Here is a 22929-nt window from a genome sequence, read left to right as displayed (position 1 = left end):
GCACCTTAATCCTGACGTTCAGGTAGAGGGGGGCGTGGCCTTTCCCCGCCTTACTCTGCATTCTGGAGTAATGCATGACAGCAGTTAGCCAAAAAACAACGACCCCGTCTGCGAATTTTTCGCTGTTCCGCATCGCCTTTGCGGTTTTCCTGACCTATATGACGGTCGGCCTGCCGTTACCCGTCATCCCGCTTTTTGTTCATCACGAACTGGGCTATAGCAATACGATGGTTGGGATCGCCGTGGGCATTCAGTTTTTTGCGACGGTACTGACGCGCGGCTATGCCGGACGACTGGCGGATCAATATGGCGCTAAACGATCGGCGTTACAGGGGATGTTTGCCTGCGGGCTGGCGGGCGCCGCCTGACTCCTGGCCGCGCTGTTGCCGGTTTCCGCGCCGATAAAATTCGCGCTGCTTATTGTCGGGCGTTTGATCCTCGGATTTGGCGAAAGCCAGCTGCTGACCGGAACCCTGACCTGGGGACTGGGGCTGGTTGGCCCAACGCGTTCCGGTAAGGTGATGTCGTGGAACGGGATGGCGATTTACGGCGCGCTGGCGGCCGGTGCGCCGTTGGGCTTGCTGATCCATAGCCACTTTGGCTTCGCGGCGCTGGCGGGGACGACGATGGTTTTACCGCTGCTGGCCTGGGCATTCAACGGCACCGTGCGTAAAGTGCCTGCGTATACGGGGGAGCGACCTTCACTGTGGAGCGTGGTCGGGCTTATCTGGAAACCGGGCCTGGGCCTGGCATTGCAGGGCGTGGGCTTTGCCGTCATCGGTACGTTTATTTCACTTTATTTTGTCAGCAATGGCTGGACGATGGCGGGATTCACCCTGACCGCGTTTGGCGGTGCGTTTGTACTGATGCGCATATTGTTCGGTTGGATGCCGGACCGCTTTGGCGGCGTGAAGGTCGCCGTTGTCTCATTGCTGGTTGAGACGGCAGGGTTGCTGCTCTTGTGGCTGGCGCCGACGGCCTGGATAGCGCTGGTAGGCGCGGCGCTCACCGGGGCAGGGTGTTCACTGATTTTCCCGGCGCTGGGCGTGGAGGTTGTGAAACGCGTACCTGCACAGGTACGCGGTACGGCGCTCGGCGGCTACGCCGCGTTTCAGGATATCTCCTACGGCGTTACCGGCCCGCTGGCGGGCATGCTGGCCACGTCATGCGGCTATCCTTCCGTATTCCTCGCGGGAGCGATCTCCGCTGTGGTTGGCATCCTGGTGACGATATTATCGTTCCGGCGTGGTTAAGAAACCAGCCAGAAAAGCGCCAGTACAATTATTAGCGCGATAAACAACAGGCCTGGCCGCGCAGACAGATTTTTCACGGTTTCAATCATCGGCGCAAACGGGCGGTAGATGGGTTGAATAGAGAGCGGTTCCAGCTCATCAGTCTCCCGCTCTACGCGACGCAGGAAAATATGGTTAAGTAAATCCTGCACCTGGGCGGTGGTCAGCACCGTTTGCGGCTGAATTTGATAAGTGTGCTGGGCATACTCTTTGATCGCTGTGAGTTCGTCCGGCTCAAGCGGTTGTTTTAACGCAGCCTGAAGCGTATGTAGCGTAGGCGCGTGTTGTAGTGACAGCGTCTGCCGCGCCTGTAGCCATGTCGCCAGATGGGTAAACTGCTTTGCCGGAATGAGCTCGCCGCTTTTCACGCCGGAGAGTTCCAGCATTGATTGCCAGATAAGTTTGTTTGACTCGCCGGTCGCGGCTGCCAGCTTCGTCACCAACTGATTCAACGTATTATGTTCAGCAGGCAATAATGGCCGATCCGTTGCCGGACGTTGCTGCGGCTGCGGAATGGAAAGCTGCCCCTGTTGCAGGAGCGTCAGCACGTTTTTGAGTTGATCGGGCGTAAGCTGGCTAAGCGCGGTTTGACCGTATTGTTGACGGATAAAATCGCTGACGGCCTGACGATTATTCCCGACGCCAAGCAGCTCTGTTAGCTGTGAAAGCACCTGACGATTGGCATGATTTTGCTGCGCTACGCCCAGACGCTGGGTAAGATTCTGTTCAGCGGCGGGGAAGTGGCGCGACAGTAGCGGCGCGTCATTTTTTATCCCCAGATCGTGTTTCATTCCGGCCCATACTTCCGCGCTTTGCTGCTGGGTCAGTGAAATCAGGCGCGTGATCAGCCTTTCCAGTACCGTACGCTGTTGCATGGAAAGCGGCTGCTCGCTCGCAGCGGAAAGAGGATTACGCCCTTCGCCTGGAGGCTGTGCAGGGGCGCCGGAGATGGGATGCATAATTAATTATCCTTTAACCATAAATCTGAGCAATATATGCCTGGCGGCCAGATTATGGCACACTTGTCCGGTTAACTCTCGTTCTCAAACAGGTACGACAGTCGTGAAAATTCTCGTTGATGAAAATATGCCTTACGCCCGCGAATTATTTAGCCGCCTGGGTGAGGTAAAGGCAGTGCCGGGTCGCCCGATCCCCGTTGAAGAATTGAACCATGCCGATGCGTTAATGGTGCGTTCGGTCACGAAAGTGAATGAATCGCTGCTGAGCGGCACGCCGATTAACTTCGTTGGTACTGCTACGGCAGGCACCGATCATGTGGATGAGGCATGGCTGAAGCAGGCGGGCATCGGTTTTTCAGCCGCGCCCGGCTGTAATGCTATCGCCGTGGTGGAGTATGTGTTTTCCGCGCTGTTGATGCTGGCCGAACGTGACGGCTTTTCGTTACGCGATCGCACTATAGGGATTGTCGGCGTGGGTAACGTCGGAAGCCGGCTACAGACCAGGCTTGAAGCGTTGGGTATCCGCACGTTGCTGTGCGATCCGCCACGCGCCGCACGCGGGGACGAGGGTGATTTTCGTACGCTGGATGAGCTGGTGCAGGAAGCGGATGTCCTGACTTTCCATACGCCGCTCTATAAAGACGGACCGTACAAAACGCTGCATCTGGCCGATGAGACGCTGATCCGTCGACTGAAACCCGGCGCCATTCTCATTAACGCCTGCCGCGGTCCGGTGGTGGATAACGCCGCGTTGCTGGCGCGACTTAATGCCGGGCAGCCGCTGAGCGTGGTGCTTGATGTGTGGGAGGGCGAACCGGATCTTAACGTCGCGCTACTGGAAGCCGTGGATATCGGCACGTCGCATATTGCCGGTTATACGCTGGAAGGCAAAGCGCGCGGCACCACTCAGGTCTTTGAGGCGTATAGCGCGTTTATTGGCCGCGAGCAGCATGTCGCGCTGGAGACATTACTGCCTGCGCCTGAGTTTGGTCGTATTACGCTTCATGGCCCGCTGGATCAACCGACGCTGAAAAGACTGGCGCATTTGGTGTATGATGTGCGCCGCGACGATGCGCCGCTGCGTAAAGTCGCTGGAATTCCGGGTGAATTTGATAAATTGCGTAAAAATTATCTTGAGCGCCGTGAATGGTCGTCTTTATACGTGATGTGTGACGACGAAACGGCAGCCGCCTTGCTGTGTAAGCTAGGTTTTAACGCTGTTCATCACCCGGCACATTAATGTCTTCTTAATGCTCCCTGTCGAATAATGCGACAGGGACGCTTATGTATTTCTGGAGTAAATCACCATGTCTGAAGGCTGGAACATTGCCATTCTGGGCGCAACGGGCGCCGTAGGCGAAGCCCTGCTTGAAACACTGGCTGAACGCCAGTTCCCGGTCGGTGAAATTTATGCGTTGGCGCGTCATGAAAGCGCGGGCGAGCACCTCCGTTTTGGTGGCAAGTCGGTCATTGTCCAGGATGCGGCGGACTTTGACTGGACGCAGGCGCAGTTGGCGTTTTTCGTTGCCGGCGCAGAGGCATCGGCTGCCTGGATAGACGACGCGACTAATGCAGGTTGCCTGGTGATAGATTCCAGCGGTCTGTTCGCGCTGGAGCCTGATGTGCCGCTGGTCGTGCCGGAAGTTAACCCGTATGTACTGGCGGATTACCGTAACCGTAACGTGATTGCGGTCGCCGATAGTCTGACCAGTCAACTGCTGGCGGCGCTCAAGCCGTTAATCGATCAGGGGGGACTGTCGCGCATCGCCGTCACCAGTATGTTATCAGCGTCCGCGCAGGGGAAAAAAGCGGTCGATGCGCTGGCTGGACAGAGTGCGAAGCTGCTTAACGGCATACCGATTGATGAAGATGATTTCTTTGGCCGCCAGTTGGCGTTCAATATGCTGCCGCTGCTGCCGGATCGGGAAGGCAGCGTGCGCCAGGAACGTCGTATCGTCGATGAAGTGCGTAAAATTTTGCAGGACGATGGCGTGATGATCTCCGCCAGTGTCGTGCAGTCACCGGTGTTCTATGGCCATGCGCAGATGGTGAGCTTTGAAGCGCTCCGTCCGCTGGCGGCGGAAGAGGCGCGCGAGGCATTTTCCCGCGGTGAAGATATCGTACTGTCAGAAGAGACGGATTACCCGACGCAGGTGGGCGACGCTTCCGGCAATCCACAGCTCTCTATTGGCTGTGTGCATAATGATTACGGTATGCCGGAACAAATTCAGTTCTGGTCAGTGGCGGACAACGTGCGTTTCGGCGGCGCGCTGATGGCCGTTAAAATTGCGGAGAAGCTGGTGCAGGAGTATCTGTACTGATGTCCGGACAGCAATCATCGCCGGTCTATAAAATTGCGCTGGGTATTGAGTACGACGGCAGCAAGTATTATGGCTGGCAGCGTCAGAATGAAGTGCGCAGCGTGCAGGAAAAGCTGGAAAAAGCGCTCTCGCAGGTGGCAAATGAACCTATTAACGTGTTCTGCGCCGGGCGCACCGATGCCGGCGTTCACGGCACCGGGCAGGTTGTCCATTTCGAAACGACCGCATTGCGCAAAGATGCGGCATGGACGCTGGGGGTAAATGCGAATTTGCCTGGTGACATTGCCGTGCGCTGGGTGAAAACTGTACCGGATGATTTTCACGCGCGATTTAGCGCTACGGCTCGCCGTTATCGCTATATCATCTACAATCATCGACTGCGTCCTGCGGTATTAGCAAAAGGCGTGACGCATTACTATGAGCCGCTGGATGCAGAGCGGATGCATCGCGCGGCGCAGTGTCTGCTTGGCGAAAATGATTTTACCTCGTTTCGCGCGGTGCAGTGCCAGTCGCGCACGCCGTGGCGTAATGTGATGCACATCAACGTTACCCGCCACGGCCCTTATGTGGTGGTCGATATCAAAGCGAATGCCTTTGTTCATCATATGGTCAGGAATATTGTCGGCAGCCTGCTGGAAGTAGGCGCTCACAACCAGCCGGAGAGCTGGATCGCAGAGCTGTTAGCGGCCAGGGACAGAACGCTGGCGGCGGCAACGGCGAAGGCGGAGGGGCTATATTTGGTTGCGGTGGATTACCCTGACCGGTTTGACCTTCCAAAACCGCCAATGGGCCCGCTATTTCTGGCGGACTAATCCGAATCGTACACCCGAAACGTGTCGGGTAGAAAGGCAAAGACAAATATGGACCTGATCTACTTTATTATTGATTTTATTCTGCACATCGATGTGCATCTGGCGGAGCTGGTCGCGGAGTACGGCGTCTGGGTGTACGCTATTTTGTTTTTGATTCTGTTTTGTGAAACCGGCCTGGTCGTCACGCCGTTCCTGCCGGGTGACTCGCTGCTGTTTGTCGCCGGGGCGCTGGCTTCGCTGGAAACCAACGATCTCAATGTGCATGTCATGGTGGCGTTAATGCTGATCGCCGCAATTGTCGGCGATGCGGTAAATTACACGATTGGTCGACTGTTCGGCGAAAAACTGTTCAGTAATCCGAATTCGAAAATTTTCCGCCGCAGTTATCTGGATAAAACCCACCAGTTTTATGAAAAACACGGCGGTAAAACTATCATTCTCGCTCGCTTCGTGCCGATCGTCAGAACCTTTGCGCCGTTTGTGGCAGGGATGGGGCACATGTCCTATCGGCATTTTGCCGCCTATAACGTCATCGGCGCGCTGCTGTGGGTGCTGCTCTTTACCTACGCCGGTTATTTCTTCGGTACGATACCGTTGATTCAGGATAACCTTAAGCTGCTGATTGTGGGGATTATCGTGGTTTCGATATTACCTGGCGTCATTGAGATTGTCCGGCATAAGCGCGCTGCGTCGCGTGCCGCAAAATAGAAAGTAACTCAGCGGTTCGACCACTTTTTTATCCAAAGTTTCGGGCTGTTATGTTTTAATGTGCAACATTCATGGTCTGTTGGGGGCAAAAATGGCATTATGCGCCCCTTATAATAAAGCTGACTAAGGTTCAGGCAGAAAGGTCACCAATGAGCTGGATTGAACGAATTAAAAGCAACATTACTCCCACCCGCAAGGCTAGCATTCCTGAAGGGGTGTGGACCAAGTGTGATAGCTGCGGTCAGGTTTTATACCGCGCTGAGCTGGAACGTAATCTTGAGGTCTGTCCTAAGTGTGACCATCATATGCGCATGTCGGCGCGCAATCGCCTGCATAGCCTGTTAGATGAAGGTTCCCTTGTGGAGTTGGGTAGCGAGCTGGAGCCAAAAGACGTGCTCAAGTTCCGCGACTCCAAAAAATATAAAGACAGACTGGCGTCCGCGCAGAAAGAAACCGGCGAGAAAGACGCGCTGGTGGTCATGAAAGGGACGCTTCACGGTATGCCGGTTGTCGCCGCCGCGTTTGAATTCGCGTTCATGGGCGGCTCAATGGGGTCTGTCGTTGGCGCACGCTTCGTTCGCGCCGTTGAACAGGCGCTGGAAGACAACTGTCCGTTAGTGTGTTTCTCTGCTTCCGGCGGCGCGCGTATGCAAGAAGCGCTGATGTCGCTGATGCAGATGGCGAAAACCTCGGCGGCGCTGGCTAAAATGCAGGAACGTGGTCTGCCCTACATCTCGGTATTGACCGATCCGACAATGGGCGGCGTTTCCGCCAGTTTTGCGATGTTGGGCGATCTCAACATCGCCGAGCCAAAAGCCCTCATTGGCTTCGCTGGCCCGCGCGTTATCGAACAAACCGTTCGTGAGAAGCTCCCGCCGGGATTCCAGCGCAGTGAGTTCCTGATCGAAAAAGGCGCTATTGATATGATAGTTCGCCGCCCGGAGATGCGCCTGAAGCTGGCGAGCATTCTGGCGAAGCTGATGAATCTGCCCGCGCCGAACCCGGACGCCCCGCGTGAAGGCGTGGTGGTGCCTCCGGCGCCGGATCAGGAGTCTGAGGCCTGATAACTGAAAAGGGCAGGGCCGCAGGCTCTGCCCTTTTGCTTTTCACCGTAAAGAAGCAGCGGAATCAATGAAAAACAAATCTATACCTCAAGCTGCGTCGCCCCTGGCCTCGTGGCTTTCTTATCTGGAAAACCTGCACAGCAAGAGTATCGATTTAGGCCTTGAGCGCGTAAGCCAGGTGGCAGCGCGTCTGGACATCCTCAAGCCTGCGCCGTTCGTTTTTACCGTGGCGGGAACCAACGGTAAAGGTACGACCTGTCGAACGCTGGAGTCGGTGTTAATCGCGGCGGGATACCGTGTGGGCGTCTATAGTTCGCCTCATCTGGTACGTTACACCGAGCGCGTGCGCGTGCAGGGGAAAGAATTAGCGGAATCCGCGCATACCGCGTCCTTTGCGGAAATAGAAGCGGCGCGCGGCGATATTTCATTGACCTATTTTGAATATGGTACGTTGTCGGCATTGTGGCTGTTTAAACAGGCTAACCTTGACGTGGTGATTCTGGAGGTCGGGTTGGGCGGCCGCCTGGACGCCACGAACATTGTGGATGCCGATGTAGCGGTAATTACCAGCATCGCGCTTGACCATACTGACTGGCTGGGGCCGGATCGCGAAAGTATCGGCCGCGAGAAGGCCGGGATTTTTCGCGCGGAAAAACCCGCTATCGTCGGCGAACCGGAAATGCCGACAACCATCGCGGATGTCGCGCAGGAGACCGGCGCGCTGTTGCGGCGTCGCGGCGTTGACTGGCGTTATGAGGTGACAGCGACCCACTGGGCGTTTACTGATGGTGACGGCACGCTTGCCGGACTGCCGTTGCCGCAGGTTCCTCAGCCGAATGCCGCCACCGCTCTGGCCGCGCTGCGCGCCAGCAGGTTGAACATTGACGAGCAGGCGATTCGCGACGGTATTGCGCAGGCTACCTTGCCGGGACGTTTTCAAATCGTGAGTGAGTCGCCGCGCGTTATCTTTGATGTCGCCCATAATCCCCACGCGGCGGAATACCTGACGGGGCGTCTGAAAATGTTGCCGAAACGCGGGCGCGTGCTTGCGGTGATTGGTATGCTGCATGATAAAGATATCGCCGGCACGTTAGCCTGGTTGAAAAGCGTGGTTGACGACTGGTATTGTGCTCCGTTAGAGGGGCCGCGCGGCGCGACGGCGGAACAACTTCTGGAACATCTGGGGAAAGGGAATGTCTATGATAGCGTCGCGCAGGCATGGCAGGCCGCTATCGACGCGGCGCAGCCAGAAGATACCGTGCTGGTGTGCGGATCATTCCACACCGTCGCACATGTTATGGAAGTGATAGACGCGGGGAGAATCGGTGGCGAGTAAGTTTCAGAATCGTTTAGTCGGCACGATTGTGTTAGTCGCGCTGGGGGTTATTGTGCTTCCCGGTCTGCTGGACGGACAGAAAAAGCATTATCAGGATGAATTTGCTGCGATTCCACTGGTACCGAAGCCTGGCGACCGTGATGAGCCGGATATGATGCCTGCCGCAACGCAGGCGCTGCCGACACAGCCGCCGGAAGGGGCGGCTGAAGAGGTGCGGGCGGGAGATGCGGCCGCGCCGTCGCTGGACCCGTCGCGCATGGCGTCTAACAATGTCGAGCTTGATCCGATACCGGTGGAGACGCCTAAACCGAAGCCGGTTGAAAAGCCGAAGCCGCAGCCTAAACCGCAACAGCCGGTTGTCGCCGCTTCCACGCCGACGCCCGCGCCGCAACCGGCCGCCGACGATAAACCTGCGCCGACCGGCAAAGCCTATGTCGTACAGTTGGGCGCGCTGAAAAACGCGGATAAAGTCAACGAGATAGTCGGCAAGCTTCGTTCCGCCGGGTTCCGGGTTTATACTTCCCCCTCAACGCCGGTACAGGGTAAAATAACCCGTATTCTCGTCGGGCCGGATGCGTCGAAAGATAAGATGAAAGGATCGCTTGGCGAGCTCAAGCAGATTTCCGGGTTAAGCGGCGTGGTGATGGGATATAGCCCGAACTAAGGCGCGTTTTGCCTGAGCGCGCAGCGTTAAGGCCTACGGTGTTCATCTGGTAATAGCCGAAGTTCTGTAGGCTGGATAAGGCGTTTACGCCGTCATCCGGCAGAAGGAATAAACCTGGTATCCTGCGCTTATCAGGCCGATGGCAGCTCTTCTGGTCGTGCCCGAAGAGATAAAAAGTGTGATGGCGTTGAATATTTTTTCAGCGCCATTTTTATTTACGCGTGGGAAGGAAATCCCTACGCAAACGTTTTCTTTTTCTGTTAGAATGCGCCCCGAACAGGACGACAGGGCGTAAAATCGTGGGACATCTATGGTCTGGATTGATTACGCCATTATCGCGGTGATTGCTTTTTCCTGTCTGGTTAGCCTGATCCGCGGCTTTGTTCGTGAAGCGTTATCGCTGGTGACGTGGGGTTGTGCTTTCTTTGTCGCCAGTCACTACTACACTTACCTGTCTGTCTGGTTTACGGGCTTTGAAGACGAACTGGTTCGTAATGGGATTGCTATCGCGGTACTGTTTATCGCGACGCTTATCGTCGGCGCTATCGTGAATTTTGTGATAGGTCAGCTAGTAGAGAAGACCGGCCTGTCGGGAACTGACCGGGTGTTGGGGATCTGTTTCGGCGCACTGCGAGGCGCGCTGATTGTCGCCGCCATTCTGTTCTTCCTTGATACCTTTACCGGCTTGTCGAAAAGCGAAGACTGGAGCAAATCGCAGCTCATCCCGCAGTTCAGCTTCATCATCAGATGGTTCTTTGACTATCTGCAAAGCTCGTCGAGTTTCTTGCCCAGGACGTAACAGGTTCTGAGATGTGGCTTAACGAGGAAAATGACGTATGTGCGGTATTGTCGGTATCGCCGGTGTTATGCCGGTCAACCAGTCGATTTATGACGCGTTAACAGTGCTCCAGCATCGTGGTCAGGATGCTGCCGGTATCATCACCATTGATGCGAATAACTGCTTCCGCTTGCGTAAGGCAAACGGGCTGGTGAACGATATTTTTGAAGCTCGCCACATGCAGCGTTTGCAGGGCAACATGGGGATCGGCCATGTGCGCTACCCTACCGCAGGCAGCTCCAGCGCTTCCGAAGCGCAACCTTTTTATGTTAACTCGCCGTATGGCATCACGTTGGCCCATAATGGCAATCTGACTAACGCGCATGAGCTACGTAAAAAGCTGTTTGAAGAAAAGCGCCGCCATATCAACACCACCTCCGATTCCGAAATCCTGCTCAATATTTTCGCCAGCGAGCTCGACAACTTCCGTCACTATCCGCTGGAAGCCGACAATATTTTTGCCGCGATTGCCGCGACTAACCGTCAAATCCGCGGCGCCTATGCCTGCGTGGCGATGATTATCGGCCACGGCATGGTGGCTTTTCGCGATCCGCACGGCATTCGCCCGTTAGTGCTGGGCAAGCGTGACGTTGGCGATGGTCGTACGGAGTATATGGTCGCTTCTGAAAGCGTGGCGCTGGATACGCTGGGCTTTGAGTTTCTGCGCGATGTCGCGCCGGGCGAAGCTATCTATATTACCGAAAAGGGGCAACTGTTCACGCGCCAGTGCGCGGATAACCCGGTCAGTAATCCCTGCCTGTTCGAGTACGTTTATTTTGCTCGCCCGGACTCCTTTATCGACAAAATCTCCGTCTACAGCGCTCGTGTGAATATGGGCACCAAACTTGGCGAAAAAATCGCTCGTGAATGGGAAGATCTGGACATCGACGTCGTGATCCCTATCCCGGAAACCTCCTGCGATATCGCACTGGAAATTGCCCGTATTCTCGGCAAGCCGTACCGCCAGGGATTTGTCAAAAATCGTTACGTGGGACGTACCTTTATCATGCCGGGCCAACAGCTACGCCGTAAATCCGTGCGCCGTAAGCTCAATGCTAATCGCGCGGAATTCCGCGATAAGAACGTCCTGCTGGTGGATGATTCCATCGTGCGTGGCACCACATCAGAGCAGATCATCGAGATGGCCCGGGAAGCCGGCGCGAAGAAGGTTTATCTGGCGTCCGCCGCGCCGGAAATTCGTTTCCCCAACGTCTATGGCATTGATATGCCGACCGCCAATGAGCTGATCGCGCATGGTCGCGAGGTGGATGAGATTCGGCAGATCATCGGCGCAGACGGGCTTATCTTCCAGGATCTGAACGATCTGATCGAAGCCGTACGCGCGGAAAACCCGGATATCCAGCAGTTTGAATGTTCGGTATTTAACGGGGTATATGTCACCAAAGACGTAGACCAGCAATACCTCGACTTCCTGGATTCATTACGTAATGACGACGCCAAAGCGGTGCTGTTCCAGAACGAAATGGAAAACCTGGAAATGCATAACGAAGGCTAATGGCTTTGCCAGCGGCGCAATGCCGCTGGCCGATGTCAATTACGCACCACGCCGAAGCGAATAGCGTATTTTTGTACTTTGTACTGTAACGTGGTGCGCGATACGTTAAGGCTGCGGGCCGCGGCGGCAATATTCCCCTGATGCGTATCCAGCGCGGTTTCTATTAAATGCCTTTCGTAGTTAGCAACCCGTACCTCCAGCGACCCTTCATACTGCGGATCGGGTGACGAGGGAAGGGGATTTTCCGGCGCGGTTTCCGGTACGCCTAAATTTAACTCGTCCTGTTCAAAAATGATGTGTTTCAGCAGCCCGTCTTTTTCCTGCATGATCATGCTGCGTACAATCGCGTTTTCCAGCATCCTGACATTACCCGGCCAGGCGTGATTGAGCAGATCAGCACGCGCCGTCTCGCTTAGTCCGTGAATGTCCTGCGGCACATCATTACGGTATTTATCAATAAAATAATTTGCCAGTAAGGGAATATCTTCCGGGCGGGCGCGCAGCGGCGGTAACGTTAACATTCCGACGCTCAACCGATAAAAAAGATCCGCCCGCAGGCGTTCTTGTTGAATTAATTTGACGGGCGCTTCGTTCATGGCGGCAACGATCCTGACATCAGAGTGGAGTTGCTGTTGTCCGCCGAGCCGCCAGAAGGTTTTATCCTGCAAGAATCGCAGCAGCTTACTTTGCATTTCTATCGGCATGGCGTTCAGCTCATCAAGAAAGAGCGTTCCCCCGTTTGCCAGTTCCAGATAGCCCTGGCTATTTTCCGCGCCGGTATAGGCGCCGCGCACGGTGCCGAAAAGCGTACTTTCGATAAGCGTAGGCGGTAGAGCGCCGCAGTTCAGGGCGATAAATGGCTTATTCGCCCGCTTGCTGCATTGATGTATCAGGCGGGAAAATAGCTCCTTACCCGTACCCGTCTCCCCGACAATCGTCACCGGAATATTACTGGCGGCCAGCCGTTTGGCTTTGGCGATATTACTGAGCATTTCCGGGTTTTCGGTAATAATGGCATGGTGCTTCTCATGGCGATCGGCATACAGCAGTTGGTTCAGTTCTACCACCTGCTCCTGGAGCCGCCTGACGCCGGACATATTCCTGCCGATTTCGATAACGCCGACCATGCCGCCATCGCTTGCATAGAGCGGTGCGGTGGTGTGCTGATAGTCAACGGCCTGGCCTCGCGCATTGTAATAAATTTGATAATGGCCAATGTATTCCACGCCTTTTTTTAACGATGAAAGCATCGTACTTTGCGTCTCTTTCATGCCCGGATAGACATCCAGCATATGTTTTCCCATTGCCCGTTCAATGCTGTAGCCGTCCAGATCCGCGCTTTCCTGATTGTAGTAAACGTATTCACCACGCTCATTAATGACGGCCAACGGCTGATGAATCAAATCGAAAAAGCGGGAAAACATCCTGAGCGCCGAGGCCAGTTCCTGATTGGTGGATGCCATACATGCATTCCTCATATCTATTGTTCATGTTGCCATTATAAAAGTGACGAATTTTCGTCGTTGTGATGAATAGCAAACTCAATGACGAAAATGAGAAATAGCTTATTTTTATAAGTAATTGATTATTTTGATAAAAAATAGTGGCATGCCTTTTGCTTTATCCCTGTAAAGAATGCGTATTTTTACCATAAACATTAAGCAGAGGGCGTTATGACTGACTCGATTATGCAGAATTACAACCAGCTACGTGAGCAGGTAATCAACGGCGATCGCCGTTTCCAGCACAAAGACGGTCATTTGTGTTTTGAAGGGGTCGATCTGGACGCACTGGCGCGCCAGTACCCCACGCCGTTCTATGTGTTTTCTGAGCCGGAGATTATTCGTAACATTCATGAAATCCAGCAGGCATTTGCGGCGCATAAAAATACCAAAACCTTCTTTGCGTCAAAAACCTGCTCGGTCATGGGGGTATTGAAAGCCATTCGTGACGCCGGAATTTGCGCGGAGGCAAACTCACAATATGAGGTTCGCAAGTGTCTGGAGATAGGCTTTCGCGGAGATCAGATCGTCTTCAACGGCGTGGTGAAAAAGCCTGCCGATCTGGAATATGCCATCGCTAACGATCTGTATCTTATTAATGTTGATAGCCTGTATGAGCTGGAACATATTGATGCCATCTCTCGCAAGCTGAAGAAAGTCGCCAATGTTTGCGTCCGCGTAGAACCGAATGTTCCCTCGGCGACGCATGCGGAACTGGTTACCGCTTTCCATGCGAAGTCGGGTCTCGACCTGGAACAGGCGGAAGAAACCTGCCGCCGCATTCTGGCGATGCCTTATGTGCATTTACGCGGCTTGCATATGCATGTAGGCGATCAGGTGCCGGAGTCAGAGCCTTTCGCAAAAGCGACTAAAGTGCTGGTGGATGAATCCCGTCGTCTGGAAGAGGTGCTCGGTATTAAATTTGATTTGATTAACGTGGGCGGCGGAATTCCGGTTCCCTATAAATATGACGACGAGAATGGCGACCCGTTAAAAGATAATATGTATGCCGGTATTACCGCCCAGGATTTTGCCGATGCGGTCATTCGCGAAGTGCATAAATGGCGTACCGATGTGGAAATATGTATTGAACCGGGACGTAAAGTGACCGGGTCGGCGGCGGTTTTACTGACGGAAGTCTCCTGCGAAAAACGTAAAACAAATTACGATCTTAACGGCAATGTGGAATGCCACGTTGAATGGAAATTTGTCGACGCTGGTTACAGCGTACTCTCTGACAGCCAGCATTTTGACTGGTTCTTTTATGTCTATAACGCCTCTCGCATGACGGCAGCGCACGACGCCTGGGTAAAATTAGCCGGGCCGCTGTGTGATGGCGGAGATTATTTCCACATGGGGGTGAAAGGCGAAGAGTTTTTACTGCCGAAGGAGACTCATGTTGGCGATATTGTCGCGTTTCTTGATGCCGGGGCATACACCATTGAAAGTCAAACCGTTTATAACAACCGTCCGCGCACGGGGGTGGTGATGATCGATAAAAATGGTGAGACGCGTCTGATTCGTCGGGAAGACAGTTACGAAGATATGGTCAAGTACGACATTTATTAATACTGTTTTGGGCTTCAGTTTCATGCTGAAGCCCGTCGTCAGATGATAAGAAGAGGGCAGTGATGCCTGAATGCATAACAGGAGATGGCCATGAGTAACACGAATTCTGGCTTACTTGGCATCAAAGACATTGTCTTTATGAATGTCATCGCTATTCTGAGTTTGCGGCAAATCCCTAACGTGGCGCCTTACGGGGCATCGGCCATGTTGTTATGGGTGATCGCCGCATTCTGCTTGTTTTTTCCTTTAGCGATGGTATGCGGCGAGCTGTCAACCGGCTGGCCGAAAGATGGCGGGATATTTGTCTGGATTAAAGAGGCATTTGGTAAACGTATTGCATGGATTGTCGTGGTTTGTTTTCTCTTTTCCTGCGTACTGTTTTTCCCATTAATGCTGCAATTCGGCTTTACCGCGTTGGACTATATGATCGGCGGCGGCCTGGCGGAAAATAAAGCGTTTATCGGTATTGGTTCCGCGGTAATTTTCTGGCTATTAACGCTGATGAATATCCGCGGGATGGAATGGACAAAAATTATTAATAGCATCAGCGCCTGGTGCGGCGTATTTATTCCCTCCGCCATCCTCATTTTGCTGGCGGTAGTATGGCTATGTACCGGACACCAGATGCAGACGGACTACACTACAGCGAAAAACTGGATTCCGGATCTCGGACACTGGGATACGATCGTTTTCTTATCCAGCATGATGTTTGCGTTTGCCGGACTGGAGGTCGCCCCGATGATTGCCGGGCGTACCCGTAATCCACAGCGTGATTTTCCGCGAGCGATGGCCGTCTCCGCCGCCGTTATCGTCGGGATCTATATGATCGGCACCTGGGCGCTAAATACGCTTTTACCCGCCGGGAAAACCGACATTGTGGCAGGCGTCATGCAGGCTATGCATGCTGCTGCGGATACGCTGCATATGCCGTGGTTAATTCCTGTTATGGCCATCTGTATGTTTTTTGGCGCTCTCGGGCAGATTAACTCCTGGCTGGTGGGGCCGATTTATATGCTCCAGGATGCCTCGCGTGAAGATAATCTGCTGGGGGACCGAATCGGCAAATTACATCCGGTGTGGAAAACGCCCGCCTTTGCCTTGACTGTACAGGCGATTATTGTCACGGTCCTGTGTTTTTCGACTTTTATTTCGCCAAGCGTTGCGGCGGCTTACTGGATGTTAACGGCGCTAACGACCATCACCTATTTTATTCCTTACCTGGTGATGTTCCCGGCGTTCTGGCGTTTACGTAAGACTCAGCCGGATACGCCAAGAAGTTTTAAAATTCCGGGCAAGGTTTTACCGGCTATTTTACCCGCGCTGGGCTTTCTTTCTATCGCCTTTGCCGTTGCGCTGTTATTTATTCCGCCTTCTCAAATTGATATGGGCGGATATTTCCAGTACGCCGGGAAAATTATTGGCGGAGCCGTGCTGGCGGTTGTCGTCGCGGAGTACATTTACCATCGGGCGCAGAAACGTAATGCCCGTTTAAGCATGGCGGGAGGAAAATAAAATGTATATGCCAGTTCTGGAAATAAATCTACGCAAGCTGGAAGAAAACGCCCGCACGGAAAAAGCTCTGCTGGCAAGCAGCGGTATTGACGTGATGGCTGTCAATAAAGTTTTTGACGGCTGCGTGGAAACCGCGCAGGCGGTGTTCAACGGCGGAATTACCGTTATCGCTGAATCACGAACCTATAATTTGAAAAAAATACGCGAGACAGGATGTACGACCTGCCTGTTACGCAGCCCGTGTCTGAGTGAAATCGAAGATGTGGTGCGCTACGCGGATATTAGTTTAAATAGCGAGCCGGTGGTATTACGGGCATTATCGCAAGAAGCCCAACGCCAGGGGAAAACGCATCAGGTATTACTGATGGTGGATATGGGCGATTTACGCGAGGGTATCTGGTTTGGTGAATATCAACGCATTCTTGAGACCGTGACTCTGATTACTGGTCTGCCCGGTCTGGAATTATATGGATTGGGCACCAACTTTAATTGTTACGGCACCGTGTTGCCAACGGTAAAAAATGGCGAGGATTTTCTGGCGCTGGCCGCCCGGCTGGAAGCTGACAGCGGTATTCCTGTCCGGCGGCTTTCTGCGGGAAACTGCACCAGCTATCACCTGCTGGATAAAGGTATCTGGCCGCAGGGACTGAATCATCTGCGCATCGGCGGACTGCATGAATTCGGCATTGAATATGTGGACATGAAATACCTGAATGAATTTCACCACTCCGCAAAACCGGTCGATAAAGCCTGTTCCGATATGTATATCCTGGAAGCGGAAATCATCGAACTGAACAGTAAACCTACCGTCCCGGTCGGGGAGCTGGGCGTCGATGCCTTTTTGCAAAGTAAAACCTTTGTCGATCGTGGCATACGCCGACGCGCATTGCTGGCGTTTGGTCGCCAGGATGTGCCGTCGGATAACTGTGTGCCATGCGACGACGCTATCACTATCTTAGGACAAACCAGCGATCATACGCTGGTGGATATTGAAGATTGTCGTCAGTCGCTAAAAGTAGGCGATGTGGTTCGCTTTGAGCTGGATTATACGGGCCTGTTAATGGCCTGCCAGACCAAAGGCGTCGCCTGGAGGTTTACGCGTTAACGCATAACCGCCGCGGCTATGTCGCGGCGGCATCTTTGACCTCACGAAAGACAGGGAGTAACGATGGATACCCTGCAACAATCTCCGCCAGCAGAGCCTGAAGGCGGTCTGCGGCGTAACCTGAAGAAGCGGCACCTGCTGATGATGTCGCTGGGCGGCACGATTGGCACCGGCTTATTTATCGGCATTGCCGAACCGTTAAGCAGCGTCGGGCCGGCGGGAACCTTACTGGCCTATCTGTTTGCCGGAACCATTATGCTGGCGACGATGATGTGTCTTGGCGAATTATCATGCGCTTTTCCTCACTCCGGTTCATTTCAACATTACGCGCTGATGTTTATGCCGTCACCTTGCTGGAGCTATACCATTGGCTGGCTTTACTGGTTTAGCTGGGTCTTTTCCTTGGCAGCCGACCTCACTGCCGCAGGGTTTATTGCTCACCAGTTTTTCCCCGCGGTTCCGGTATATATGTTCTGCCTGGCGATTCTGCTCATCCTGACGGCTATCAATCTCACCTCCGCAAAAAGTTTTGGCGAATGCGAATACTGGCTTTCGGCCATTAAGGTCTTCGCGATCGTGCTGTTTATCTGCGCGGGCGGGGTCATGATCTACTCGCTAATGGGCCATAGTGACTGGCACCCGACGTTAAAAATAGACGGAATGTGGTTTCCCCACGGTTGGGAGCAAATTGTGGTCTGTATGACGATCGTGATTTACTCCTTCCAGGGGGTGGAACTGGTCGGAAATGCGGCAGGGGAGACCGAATCGCCGCACATTATTTTACCGAAAGTGATCCTGGGGATCGGTCTCAGAATCATTTTGTTTTACGGCCTGGCGATTGCGGTGCTGGCGCTGGTCTATCCGCATGAACTGACGCCAAATGGACAAAGTCCCTTTGTATGGGTATTCTCCCACGCGGGCATTCCGGGGGCGGATACGCTGATGACGCTGGTGATCTTTTCCGCCGCGGTTTCTGCCGCTAACTCGGCCATTTACGCCAGTTCGCGTATGCTGTGGTCTATGGCGGGCGATCGCTTTGCGCCAGCCTGCTTTGGTAAAACGAACGGCGGCGGCGTGCCGGTGTATGCTATTTTAATCACGGCCTTGTTGGCGTTAGTGTCGTTGCTGACCCGCTATATTCCCGCACAGCAATTTTATTTATATCTGATCGCCAGTACCGGGCAGGTGGGTTGCCTGGCATGGATAACCATCGGATGGTGCCAGTATCGTTTCCGACAATCGGTGCGTAATGGAACGTACGCCAGCGATTTGCTACGCTATCGATCGCCGCTTTTCCCCTGGACGGCCCGATTTGTCATTATCACCAATTTTGCCATTATGGTCGGCACCTGGTTTAGTGAGCAAGGGGTAGTGATAATGCTGGTTGAGCTGGCTTTTATGATAGGGATTCTTTTGTCATGGTATCTCTTCAGACCCACTTTGAGCCGATTACGTAACACAGTGGGATGAACGGCGCTCGTAAACGGTAAGAGAACATGAAACGACTCATTGTAGGAATTAGCGGCGCCAGCGGAGCGATTTATGGCGTGCGCTTATTACAAATTTTGCGCGATGTCGATAGCGTGGAAACGCATCTGGTGATGAGCCAGGCGGCCCGGCAAACGCTGGCGCTGGAGACCCATTTTTCGCTGCGCGAGGTGCAGGCGCTGGCCGATGTGACGCACGATGCGCGCGACATTGCCGCCAGCATTTCCTCGGGCTCTTACCCGACGGCGGGAATGGTTATCTTGCCCTGTTCGATTAAAACGCTGTCGGGGATTGTCCACAGTTATACTGACGGACTGCTTACCCGCGCGGCGGATGTGATATTAAAAGAGCGGCGACCTCTGGTGCTGTGTGTGCGCGAAACGCCGCTGCATATCGGGCATTTGCGTTTAATGACCCAGGCCGCTGAGATAGGCGCGGTGATTATGCCGCCGGTTCCGGCTTTTTATCATCTTCCTCAGACGTTAGATGATGTTATAAATCAAACGGTTAACCGAGTTTTGGATCAGTTTGATATCCCCCTTCCGCACGATCTTTTTGTTCGCTGGCAGGGCGCATAGCGTTGTCTGTTTAGCGTGCATTATTGTCCCTGTTGCCCTGTTTCAGGACAATTTTGTAACCGCGATCATATCCTCAACATTTAATTCGTTAAAAGCCGCCGAAACGCTGCGGTTCAACCGTCATACCTGCTATCTTCAACATCAGGACAATATTGCAACGTTTTATTAACAAATTTAACGTCGAATCGTTTTGCTGACGTGAAAATGGCATAAGACCTGCATGAAAAAGTCTGCAAACACACAACACCACGTAAAACATAAGAAAATGATGCCACTTGAGGGGTATGTATGAAGAAGACCGTTCTCGCTTTGTCTTTGCTGATAGGTCTGGGCGCGACGGCGGCCAGTTACGCCGCGCTCCCGCAAACGGTTCGTATTGGAACAGATACCACCTACGCGCCTTTCTCATCAAAAGATGCCAAAGGCGAGTTTATTGGCTTTGATATCGATCTCGGTAATGAAATGTGTAAGCGTATGCAGGTGAAATGTACCTGGGTCGCCAGCGACTTTGATGCGCTTATTCCCTCACTAAAAGCGAAAAAAATTGATGCCATTATTTCATCGCTCTCTATCACCGATAAACGCCAGCAAGAAATTGCGTTTTCCGACAAACTTTACGCGGCGGATTCACGTCTGATTGCGGCAAAAGGGTCTCCCATTCAGCCGACGCTGGAATCGCTGAAAGGCAAGCATGTCGGCGTGCTGCAAGGGTCCACGCAAGAGGCTTACGCCAATGATAACTGGCGCACTAAAGGTGTGGATGTGGTGGCTTATGCCAACCAGGATCTTATCTATTCCGATTTAACCGCCGGTCGCCTGGATGCTGCATTGCAGGATGAAGTCGCCGCCAGCGAAGGTTTCCTGAAGCAGCCAGCGGGCAAGGAGTATGCGTTTGCCGGTCCTTCCGTGAAGGATAAAAAATATTTTGGCGACGGGACGGGGGTTGGGCTGCGCAAAGACGATACCGAGCTAAAAGCCGCGTTTGATAAAGCGCTGATCGAACTGCGCCAGGACGGAACTTACGACAAAATGGCCAAAAAGTACTTCGATTTTAATGTCTACGGCGATTGAGGGAAGGGGATAACGCGCCGCGCTGGGGAACTATCACGGTGCAAAATAGATGTTTTGCACCTTTTTGGTGCATAAGCCGTTGCGGAACAGGCGCATAAATGCATACTTAATCGATTTTTATGCAAAATAAACCGGCTGACAAGGTAGAATGCTTTGCCTTGTCGGCCTGATTAATGGCACGATAGTCGCATCGGATCTGTAAAGATCTCCTGGAAAGACAGTCTGTTGAGGATAGTTATGAAAAAACTGGCGTTATCCCTTTCTCTGGTGCTGGCATTTTCCAGCGCTACCGCAGCATTTGCCGCTATTCCACAAAAGATTCGTATCGGTACCGATCCTACATACGCACCGTTTGAATCCAAAAATGCACAAGGTGAATTGGTCGGCTTTGATATCGATCTGGCCAAAGAGCTGTGCAAACGTATCAACACACAGTGTACGTTCGTGGAAAACCCGCTGGATGCGCTGATTCCGTCTTTAAAAGCGAAGAAAATTGATGCCATCATGTCCTCGCTGTCCATCACTGAAAAGCGCCAGCAGGAAATCGCGTTTACCGACAAGCTTTACGCCGCTGATTCCCGTCTGGTGGTGGCGAAGAACTCTGATATTCAGCCGACCGTCGCGTCGCTGAAAGGCAAGCGCGTCGGCGTGCTACAGGGGACGACGCAGGAGACCTTCGGCAATGAGCACTGGGCGCCGAAAGGGATTGAGATCGTCTCTTACCAGGGGCAGGACAACATTTATTCCGATCTGACGGCTGGTCGTATTGATGCAGCGTTCCAGGACGAGGTCGCGGCCAGCGAAGGTTTCCTTAAACAGCCCGTCGGAAAAGACTATAAATTCGGCGGCCCGGCGGTGAAAGATGAGAAGTTATTCGGCGTAGGAACCGGTATGGGGCTGCGCAAAGAGGATAACGAGCTGCGCGAAGCGCTGAACAAAGCCTTTGCTGAAATGCGTGCTGACGGTACTTACGAAAAGCTGGCGAAAAAGTACTTTGATTTTGATGTTTATGGCGGTTAATCACCGTCGGTGCAGATAAAGCCCAAAGAATGTTGACTGTCTGCATTGCCTGAGGGCGCTGTGCGTGTCAGGCCTACGGGGAGCATCGTAGGCCGGGCAAGGCACAGCCGCCATCCGGCGTGATGTGAGGCAAAAATGCAAAAGAGGCTTCTTACTTCACCACACACAACAGGACAGGCTGCATGTTGTACGGGTTTTCAGGCGTAATTTTACAGGGCGCGATCGTCACGCTGGAACTGGCGCTCAGTTCCGTGGTGCTGGCCGTGCTTATCGGTCTTGTCGGCGCGGGGGCGAAGCTTTCGCAAAACCGGGTAACGGGGCTTATTTTTGAAGGATACACCACCCTGATTCGCGGGGTGCCGGATCTGGTCTTAATGCTGCTGATATTTTACGGATTGCAAATCGCGCTTAACGTGGTGACCGATTCGCTGGGTATCGACCAGATAGATATTGATCCGATGGTGGCCGGTATTATCACCCTTGGTTTCATCTACGGCGCCTATTTTACCGAAACCTTTCGCGGCGCGTTTATGGCGGTGCCGAAAGGCCATATCGAGGCGGCGACGGCTTTTGGTTTTACCCACGGGCAAACCTTCCGGCGGATTATGTTCCCGGCGATGATGCGTTACGCCCTGCCGGGGATCGGCAATAACTGGCAGGTGATACTCAAAGCGACGGCGCTGGTGTCGCTGCTGGGCCTGGAAGATGTCGTCAAAGCCACGCAGCTTGCCGGTAAAAGCACCTGGGAGCCTTTCTATTTTGCCGTGGTCTGTGGACTTATCTACCTGGTATTTACCACCGTTTCCAATGGTGTGCTGCTCTTACTTGAGCGTCGCTATTCCGTGGGCGTGAAGAGGGCCGATTTGTGATTGAGATCATTCAGGAGTACTGGAAATCCCTGCTGTGGACGGATGGCTATCGTTTTACCGGCGTGGCGATTACGCTGTGGTTGTTAATTTCATCGGTGGTGATGGGCGGTCTTCTGGCGGTGATTCTGGCGGTAGGCCGCGTTTTCAGTAATAAATTCATCCGTTTTCCCATCTGGCTGTTTACGTATATTTTTCGCGGCACGCCGCTGTACGTACAGCTACTGGTGTTCTATTCGGGGATGTATACGCTGGAGATAGTCAAAGGCACCGATCTTCTTAACGCGTTTTTCCGCAGCGGACTGAACTGTACCGTACTGGCGCTGACGCTGAATACCTGCGCGTACACCACGGAAATTTTCGCGGGGGCGATTCGTTCGGTACCGCACGGTGAAATTGAAGCGGCACGGGCCTATGGCTTCTCGTCATTTAAAATGTATCGCTGCATTATTTTGCCGTCGGCATTACGCATCGCCTTGCCTGCCTACAGCAACGAAGTGATTTTAATGCTGCACTCTACGGCGCTGGCGTTTACCGCGACGGTGCCGGATTTGTTGAAAATCGCCCGCGATATTAACTCAGCGACTTACCAGCCGTTTACCGCGTTTGGCATTGCCGCCGTGTTGTATTTACTCATTTCGTATGTCCTGATAAGCCTGTTCCGTCGGGCGGAAAGACGCTGGTTGCAGCACGTGTCCTCTAAATAAT

At 53.4% G+C, this 22929-nt stretch carries 20 protein-coding genes and 1 pseudogene; 19 read left to right on the top strand and 2 right to left on the bottom strand.

All coding sequences use genetic code 11. The annotated features are described in order from the left end of the window. The first annotated feature begins 74 nt into the window (after positions 1–74). A pseudogene (locus N7E69_RS01235) lies at positions 75–1253 on the top strand (MFS transporter). Here N7E69_RS01235 and flk read toward each other — a convergent pair. Continuing rightward, positions 1250–2251 (bottom strand): flagella biosynthesis regulator Flk, encoded by a 1002-nt coding sequence (gene flk, locus N7E69_RS01230; protein ID WP_000553397.1) that lies wholly within the window; start codon positions 2249–2251, stop codon positions 1250–1252. The pseudogene N7E69_RS01235 and the gene flk sit on opposite strands and share 4 nt — an antisense overlap. A gap of 103 nt (positions 2252–2354) precedes the next feature. Here flk and pdxB point away from each other — a divergent pair, with 103 nt between their 5' ends. The 9 genes from pdxB to purF all read left to right on the top strand — a co-directional run bounded on the left by pdxB (position 2355) and on the right by purF (position 11510). After that, positions 2355–3491 carry a 4-phosphoerythronate dehydrogenase PdxB gene (pdxB, locus tag N7E69_RS01225; RefSeq protein WP_000699176.1) on the top strand — a complete coding sequence of 379 codons (1137 nt, stop codon included), beginning with the start codon at positions 2355–2357 and terminating at the stop codon, positions 3489–3491. Positions 3492–3558: 67 nt separating this feature from the next. Then, a complete protein-coding gene (locus N7E69_RS01220) occupies positions 3559–4572 on the top strand; it encodes an aspartate-semialdehyde dehydrogenase (protein ID WP_001289141.1) in 1014 nt (337 codons plus the stop codon). Further along, entirely contained in the window at positions 4572–5384 is an 813-nt protein-coding gene (truA, locus tag N7E69_RS01215; protein WP_000016631.1) for a tRNA pseudouridine(38-40) synthase TruA, read from the top strand. The genes N7E69_RS01220 and truA overlap by 1 nt, the downstream gene beginning before the upstream one ends. A gap of 48 nt (positions 5385–5432) precedes the next feature. Next, the gene (locus tag N7E69_RS01210; protein WP_000364318.1) at positions 5433–6092 is read left to right on the top strand and encodes a DedA family protein; all 660 of its coding nucleotides are present in this window, start codon (positions 5433–5435) and stop codon (positions 6090–6092) included. Positions 6093–6241: 149 nt separating this feature from the next. Next, on the top strand, positions 6242–7156 hold the full coding sequence (gene accD, locus N7E69_RS01205; RefSeq protein ID WP_000118383.1) for an acetyl-CoA carboxylase, carboxyltransferase subunit beta: 915 nt from the start codon (positions 6242–6244) through the stop codon (positions 7154–7156). Between the two features lie 67 nt (positions 7157–7223). Then, complete coding sequence (gene folC, locus N7E69_RS01200) at positions 7224–8492, top strand: bifunctional tetrahydrofolate synthase/dihydrofolate synthase (RefSeq protein WP_000792281.1); 1269 nt, start codon at positions 7224–7226, stop codon at positions 8490–8492. After that, positions 8482–9156 carry a cell division protein DedD gene (dedD, locus tag N7E69_RS01195; protein ID WP_000157035.1) on the top strand — a complete coding sequence of 225 codons (675 nt, stop codon included), beginning with the start codon at positions 8482–8484 and terminating at the stop codon, positions 9154–9156. The genes folC and dedD overlap by 11 nt, the downstream gene beginning before the upstream one ends. Positions 9157–9466: 310 nt before the next feature. Beyond that, positions 9467–9955: a colicin V production protein gene (cvpA, locus tag N7E69_RS01190; RefSeq protein ID WP_000262102.1), complete on the top strand. Its 489-nt coding sequence runs from the start codon at positions 9467–9469 to the stop codon at positions 9953–9955. Positions 9956–9992: 37 nt separating this feature from the next. Further along, positions 9993–11510 carry an amidophosphoribosyltransferase gene (purF, locus tag N7E69_RS01185; protein WP_000334205.1) on the top strand — a complete coding sequence of 506 codons (1518 nt, stop codon included), beginning with the start codon at positions 9993–9995 and terminating at the stop codon, positions 11508–11510. 35 nt (positions 11511–11545) lie between these two features. On the opposite strand, the gene N7E69_RS01180 is transcribed toward purF, so the two are convergent. After that, on the bottom strand, positions 11546–12973 hold the full coding sequence (locus N7E69_RS01180; RefSeq protein ID WP_000168929.1) for a sigma-54 interaction domain-containing protein: 1428 nt from the start codon (positions 12971–12973) through the stop codon (positions 11546–11548). A 210-nt stretch (positions 12974–13183) separates the two neighbouring features. Here N7E69_RS01180 and N7E69_RS01175 point away from each other — a divergent pair, with 210 nt between their 5' ends. The 9 genes from N7E69_RS01175 to hisM all read left to right on the top strand — a co-directional run bounded on the left by N7E69_RS01175 (position 13184) and on the right by hisM (position 22928). Further along, positions 13184–14581 (top strand): diaminopimelate decarboxylase family protein, encoded by a 1398-nt coding sequence (locus N7E69_RS01175; RefSeq protein WP_000132307.1) that lies wholly within the window; start codon positions 13184–13186, stop codon positions 14579–14581. A 90-nt stretch (positions 14582–14671) separates the two neighbouring features. Further along, positions 14672–16093, top strand: coding sequence for an APC family permease (locus tag N7E69_RS01170; protein WP_000072506.1), 1422 nt, complete (start codon positions 14672–14674; stop codon positions 16091–16093). Between the two features lies 1 nt (position 16094). Further along, positions 16095–17198 carry an alanine/ornithine racemase family PLP-dependent enzyme gene (locus N7E69_RS01165; RefSeq protein WP_000281907.1) on the top strand — a complete coding sequence of 368 codons (1104 nt, stop codon included), beginning with the start codon at positions 16095–16097 and terminating at the stop codon, positions 17196–17198. Positions 17199–17261: 63 nt separating this feature from the next. Next, positions 17262–18668 (top strand): amino acid permease, encoded by a 1407-nt coding sequence (locus N7E69_RS01160; RefSeq protein WP_000380353.1) that lies wholly within the window; start codon positions 17262–17264, stop codon positions 18666–18668. Between the two features lie 26 nt (positions 18669–18694). Then, positions 18695–19264, top strand: coding sequence for a UbiX family flavin prenyltransferase (locus N7E69_RS01155; RefSeq protein ID WP_000825682.1), 570 nt, complete (start codon positions 18695–18697; stop codon positions 19262–19264). Between the two features lie 288 nt (positions 19265–19552). Next, positions 19553–20335: a lysine/arginine/ornithine ABC transporter substrate-binding protein ArgT gene (gene argT / locus N7E69_RS01150; RefSeq protein WP_000754422.1), complete on the top strand. Its 783-nt coding sequence runs from the start codon at positions 19553–19555 to the stop codon at positions 20333–20335. A 237-nt stretch (positions 20336–20572) separates the two neighbouring features. Further along, entirely contained in the window at positions 20573–21355 is a 783-nt protein-coding gene (gene hisJ / locus N7E69_RS01145) for a histidine ABC transporter substrate-binding protein HisJ (RefSeq protein ID WP_000731868.1), read from the top strand. 182 nt (positions 21356–21537) lie between these two features. After that, positions 21538–22224 (top strand): histidine ABC transporter permease HisQ, encoded by a 687-nt coding sequence (locus tag N7E69_RS01140; RefSeq protein ID WP_000965498.1) that lies wholly within the window; start codon positions 21538–21540, stop codon positions 22222–22224. Further along, positions 22221–22928: a histidine ABC transporter permease HisM gene (hisM, locus tag N7E69_RS01135; protein ID WP_000569766.1), complete on the top strand. Its 708-nt coding sequence runs from the start codon at positions 22221–22223 to the stop codon at positions 22926–22928. Before N7E69_RS01140 ends, hisM begins: the two co-directional genes overlap by 4 nt. Position 22929 lies beyond the last annotated feature (1 nt).

Source organism: Salmonella sp. 3C (assembly GCF_025426275.1).
Lineage (GTDB): Bacteria > Pseudomonadota > Gammaproteobacteria > Enterobacterales > Enterobacteriaceae > Salmonella > Salmonella enterica.
This window is presented reverse-complemented; position numbering and strand designations above follow the sequence as displayed.

Excerpts from the sequence above, each read along its gene's own strand:
- N7E69_RS01155 (WP_000825682.1), top strand. The coding sequence starts at position 18,695 with ATGAAACGACTCATTGTAGGAATTAGCGGCGCCAGCGGAGCGATTTAT.
- N7E69_RS01220 (WP_001289141.1), top strand. The coding sequence starts at position 3,559 with ATGTCTGAAGGCTGGAACATTGCCATTCTGGGCGCAACGGGCGCCGTA.
- N7E69_RS01175 (WP_000132307.1), top strand. The coding sequence starts at position 13,184 with ATGACTGACTCGATTATGCAGAATTACAACCAGCTACGTGAGCAGGTA.
- N7E69_RS01170 (WP_000072506.1), top strand. The coding sequence starts at position 14,672 with ATGAGTAACACGAATTCTGGCTTACTTGGCATCAAAGACATTGTCTTT.
- accD (WP_000118383.1), top strand. The coding sequence starts at position 6,242 with ATGAGCTGGATTGAACGAATTAAAAGCAACATTACTCCCACCCGCAAG.
- N7E69_RS01160 (WP_000380353.1), top strand. The coding sequence starts at position 17,262 with ATGGATACCCTGCAACAATCTCCGCCAGCAGAGCCTGAAGGCGGTCTG.
- truA (WP_000016631.1), top strand. The coding sequence starts at position 4,572 with ATGTCCGGACAGCAATCATCGCCGGTCTATAAAATTGCGCTGGGTATT.
- N7E69_RS01165 (WP_000281907.1), top strand. The coding sequence starts at position 16,095 with ATGTATATGCCAGTTCTGGAAATAAATCTACGCAAGCTGGAAGAAAAC.
- folC (WP_000792281.1), top strand. The coding sequence starts at position 7,224 with ATGAAAAACAAATCTATACCTCAAGCTGCGTCGCCCCTGGCCTCGTGG.
- cvpA (WP_000262102.1), top strand. The coding sequence starts at position 9,467 with ATGGTCTGGATTGATTACGCCATTATCGCGGTGATTGCTTTTTCCTGT.
- N7E69_RS01140 (WP_000965498.1), top strand. The coding sequence starts at position 21,538 with ATGTTGTACGGGTTTTCAGGCGTAATTTTACAGGGCGCGATCGTCACG.
- hisJ (WP_000731868.1), top strand. The coding sequence starts at position 20,573 with ATGAAAAAACTGGCGTTATCCCTTTCTCTGGTGCTGGCATTTTCCAGC.
- purF (WP_000334205.1), top strand. The coding sequence starts at position 9,993 with ATGTGCGGTATTGTCGGTATCGCCGGTGTTATGCCGGTCAACCAGTCG.
- flk (WP_000553397.1), bottom strand. The coding sequence starts at position 2,251 with ATGCATCCCATCTCCGGCGCCCCTGCACAGCCTCCAGGCGAAGGGCGT.
- argT (WP_000754422.1), top strand. The coding sequence starts at position 19,553 with ATGAAGAAGACCGTTCTCGCTTTGTCTTTGCTGATAGGTCTGGGCGCG.
- N7E69_RS01210 (WP_000364318.1), top strand. The coding sequence starts at position 5,433 with ATGGACCTGATCTACTTTATTATTGATTTTATTCTGCACATCGATGTG.
- N7E69_RS01180 (WP_000168929.1), bottom strand. The coding sequence starts at position 12,973 with ATGGCATCCACCAATCAGGAACTGGCCTCGGCGCTCAGGATGTTTTCC.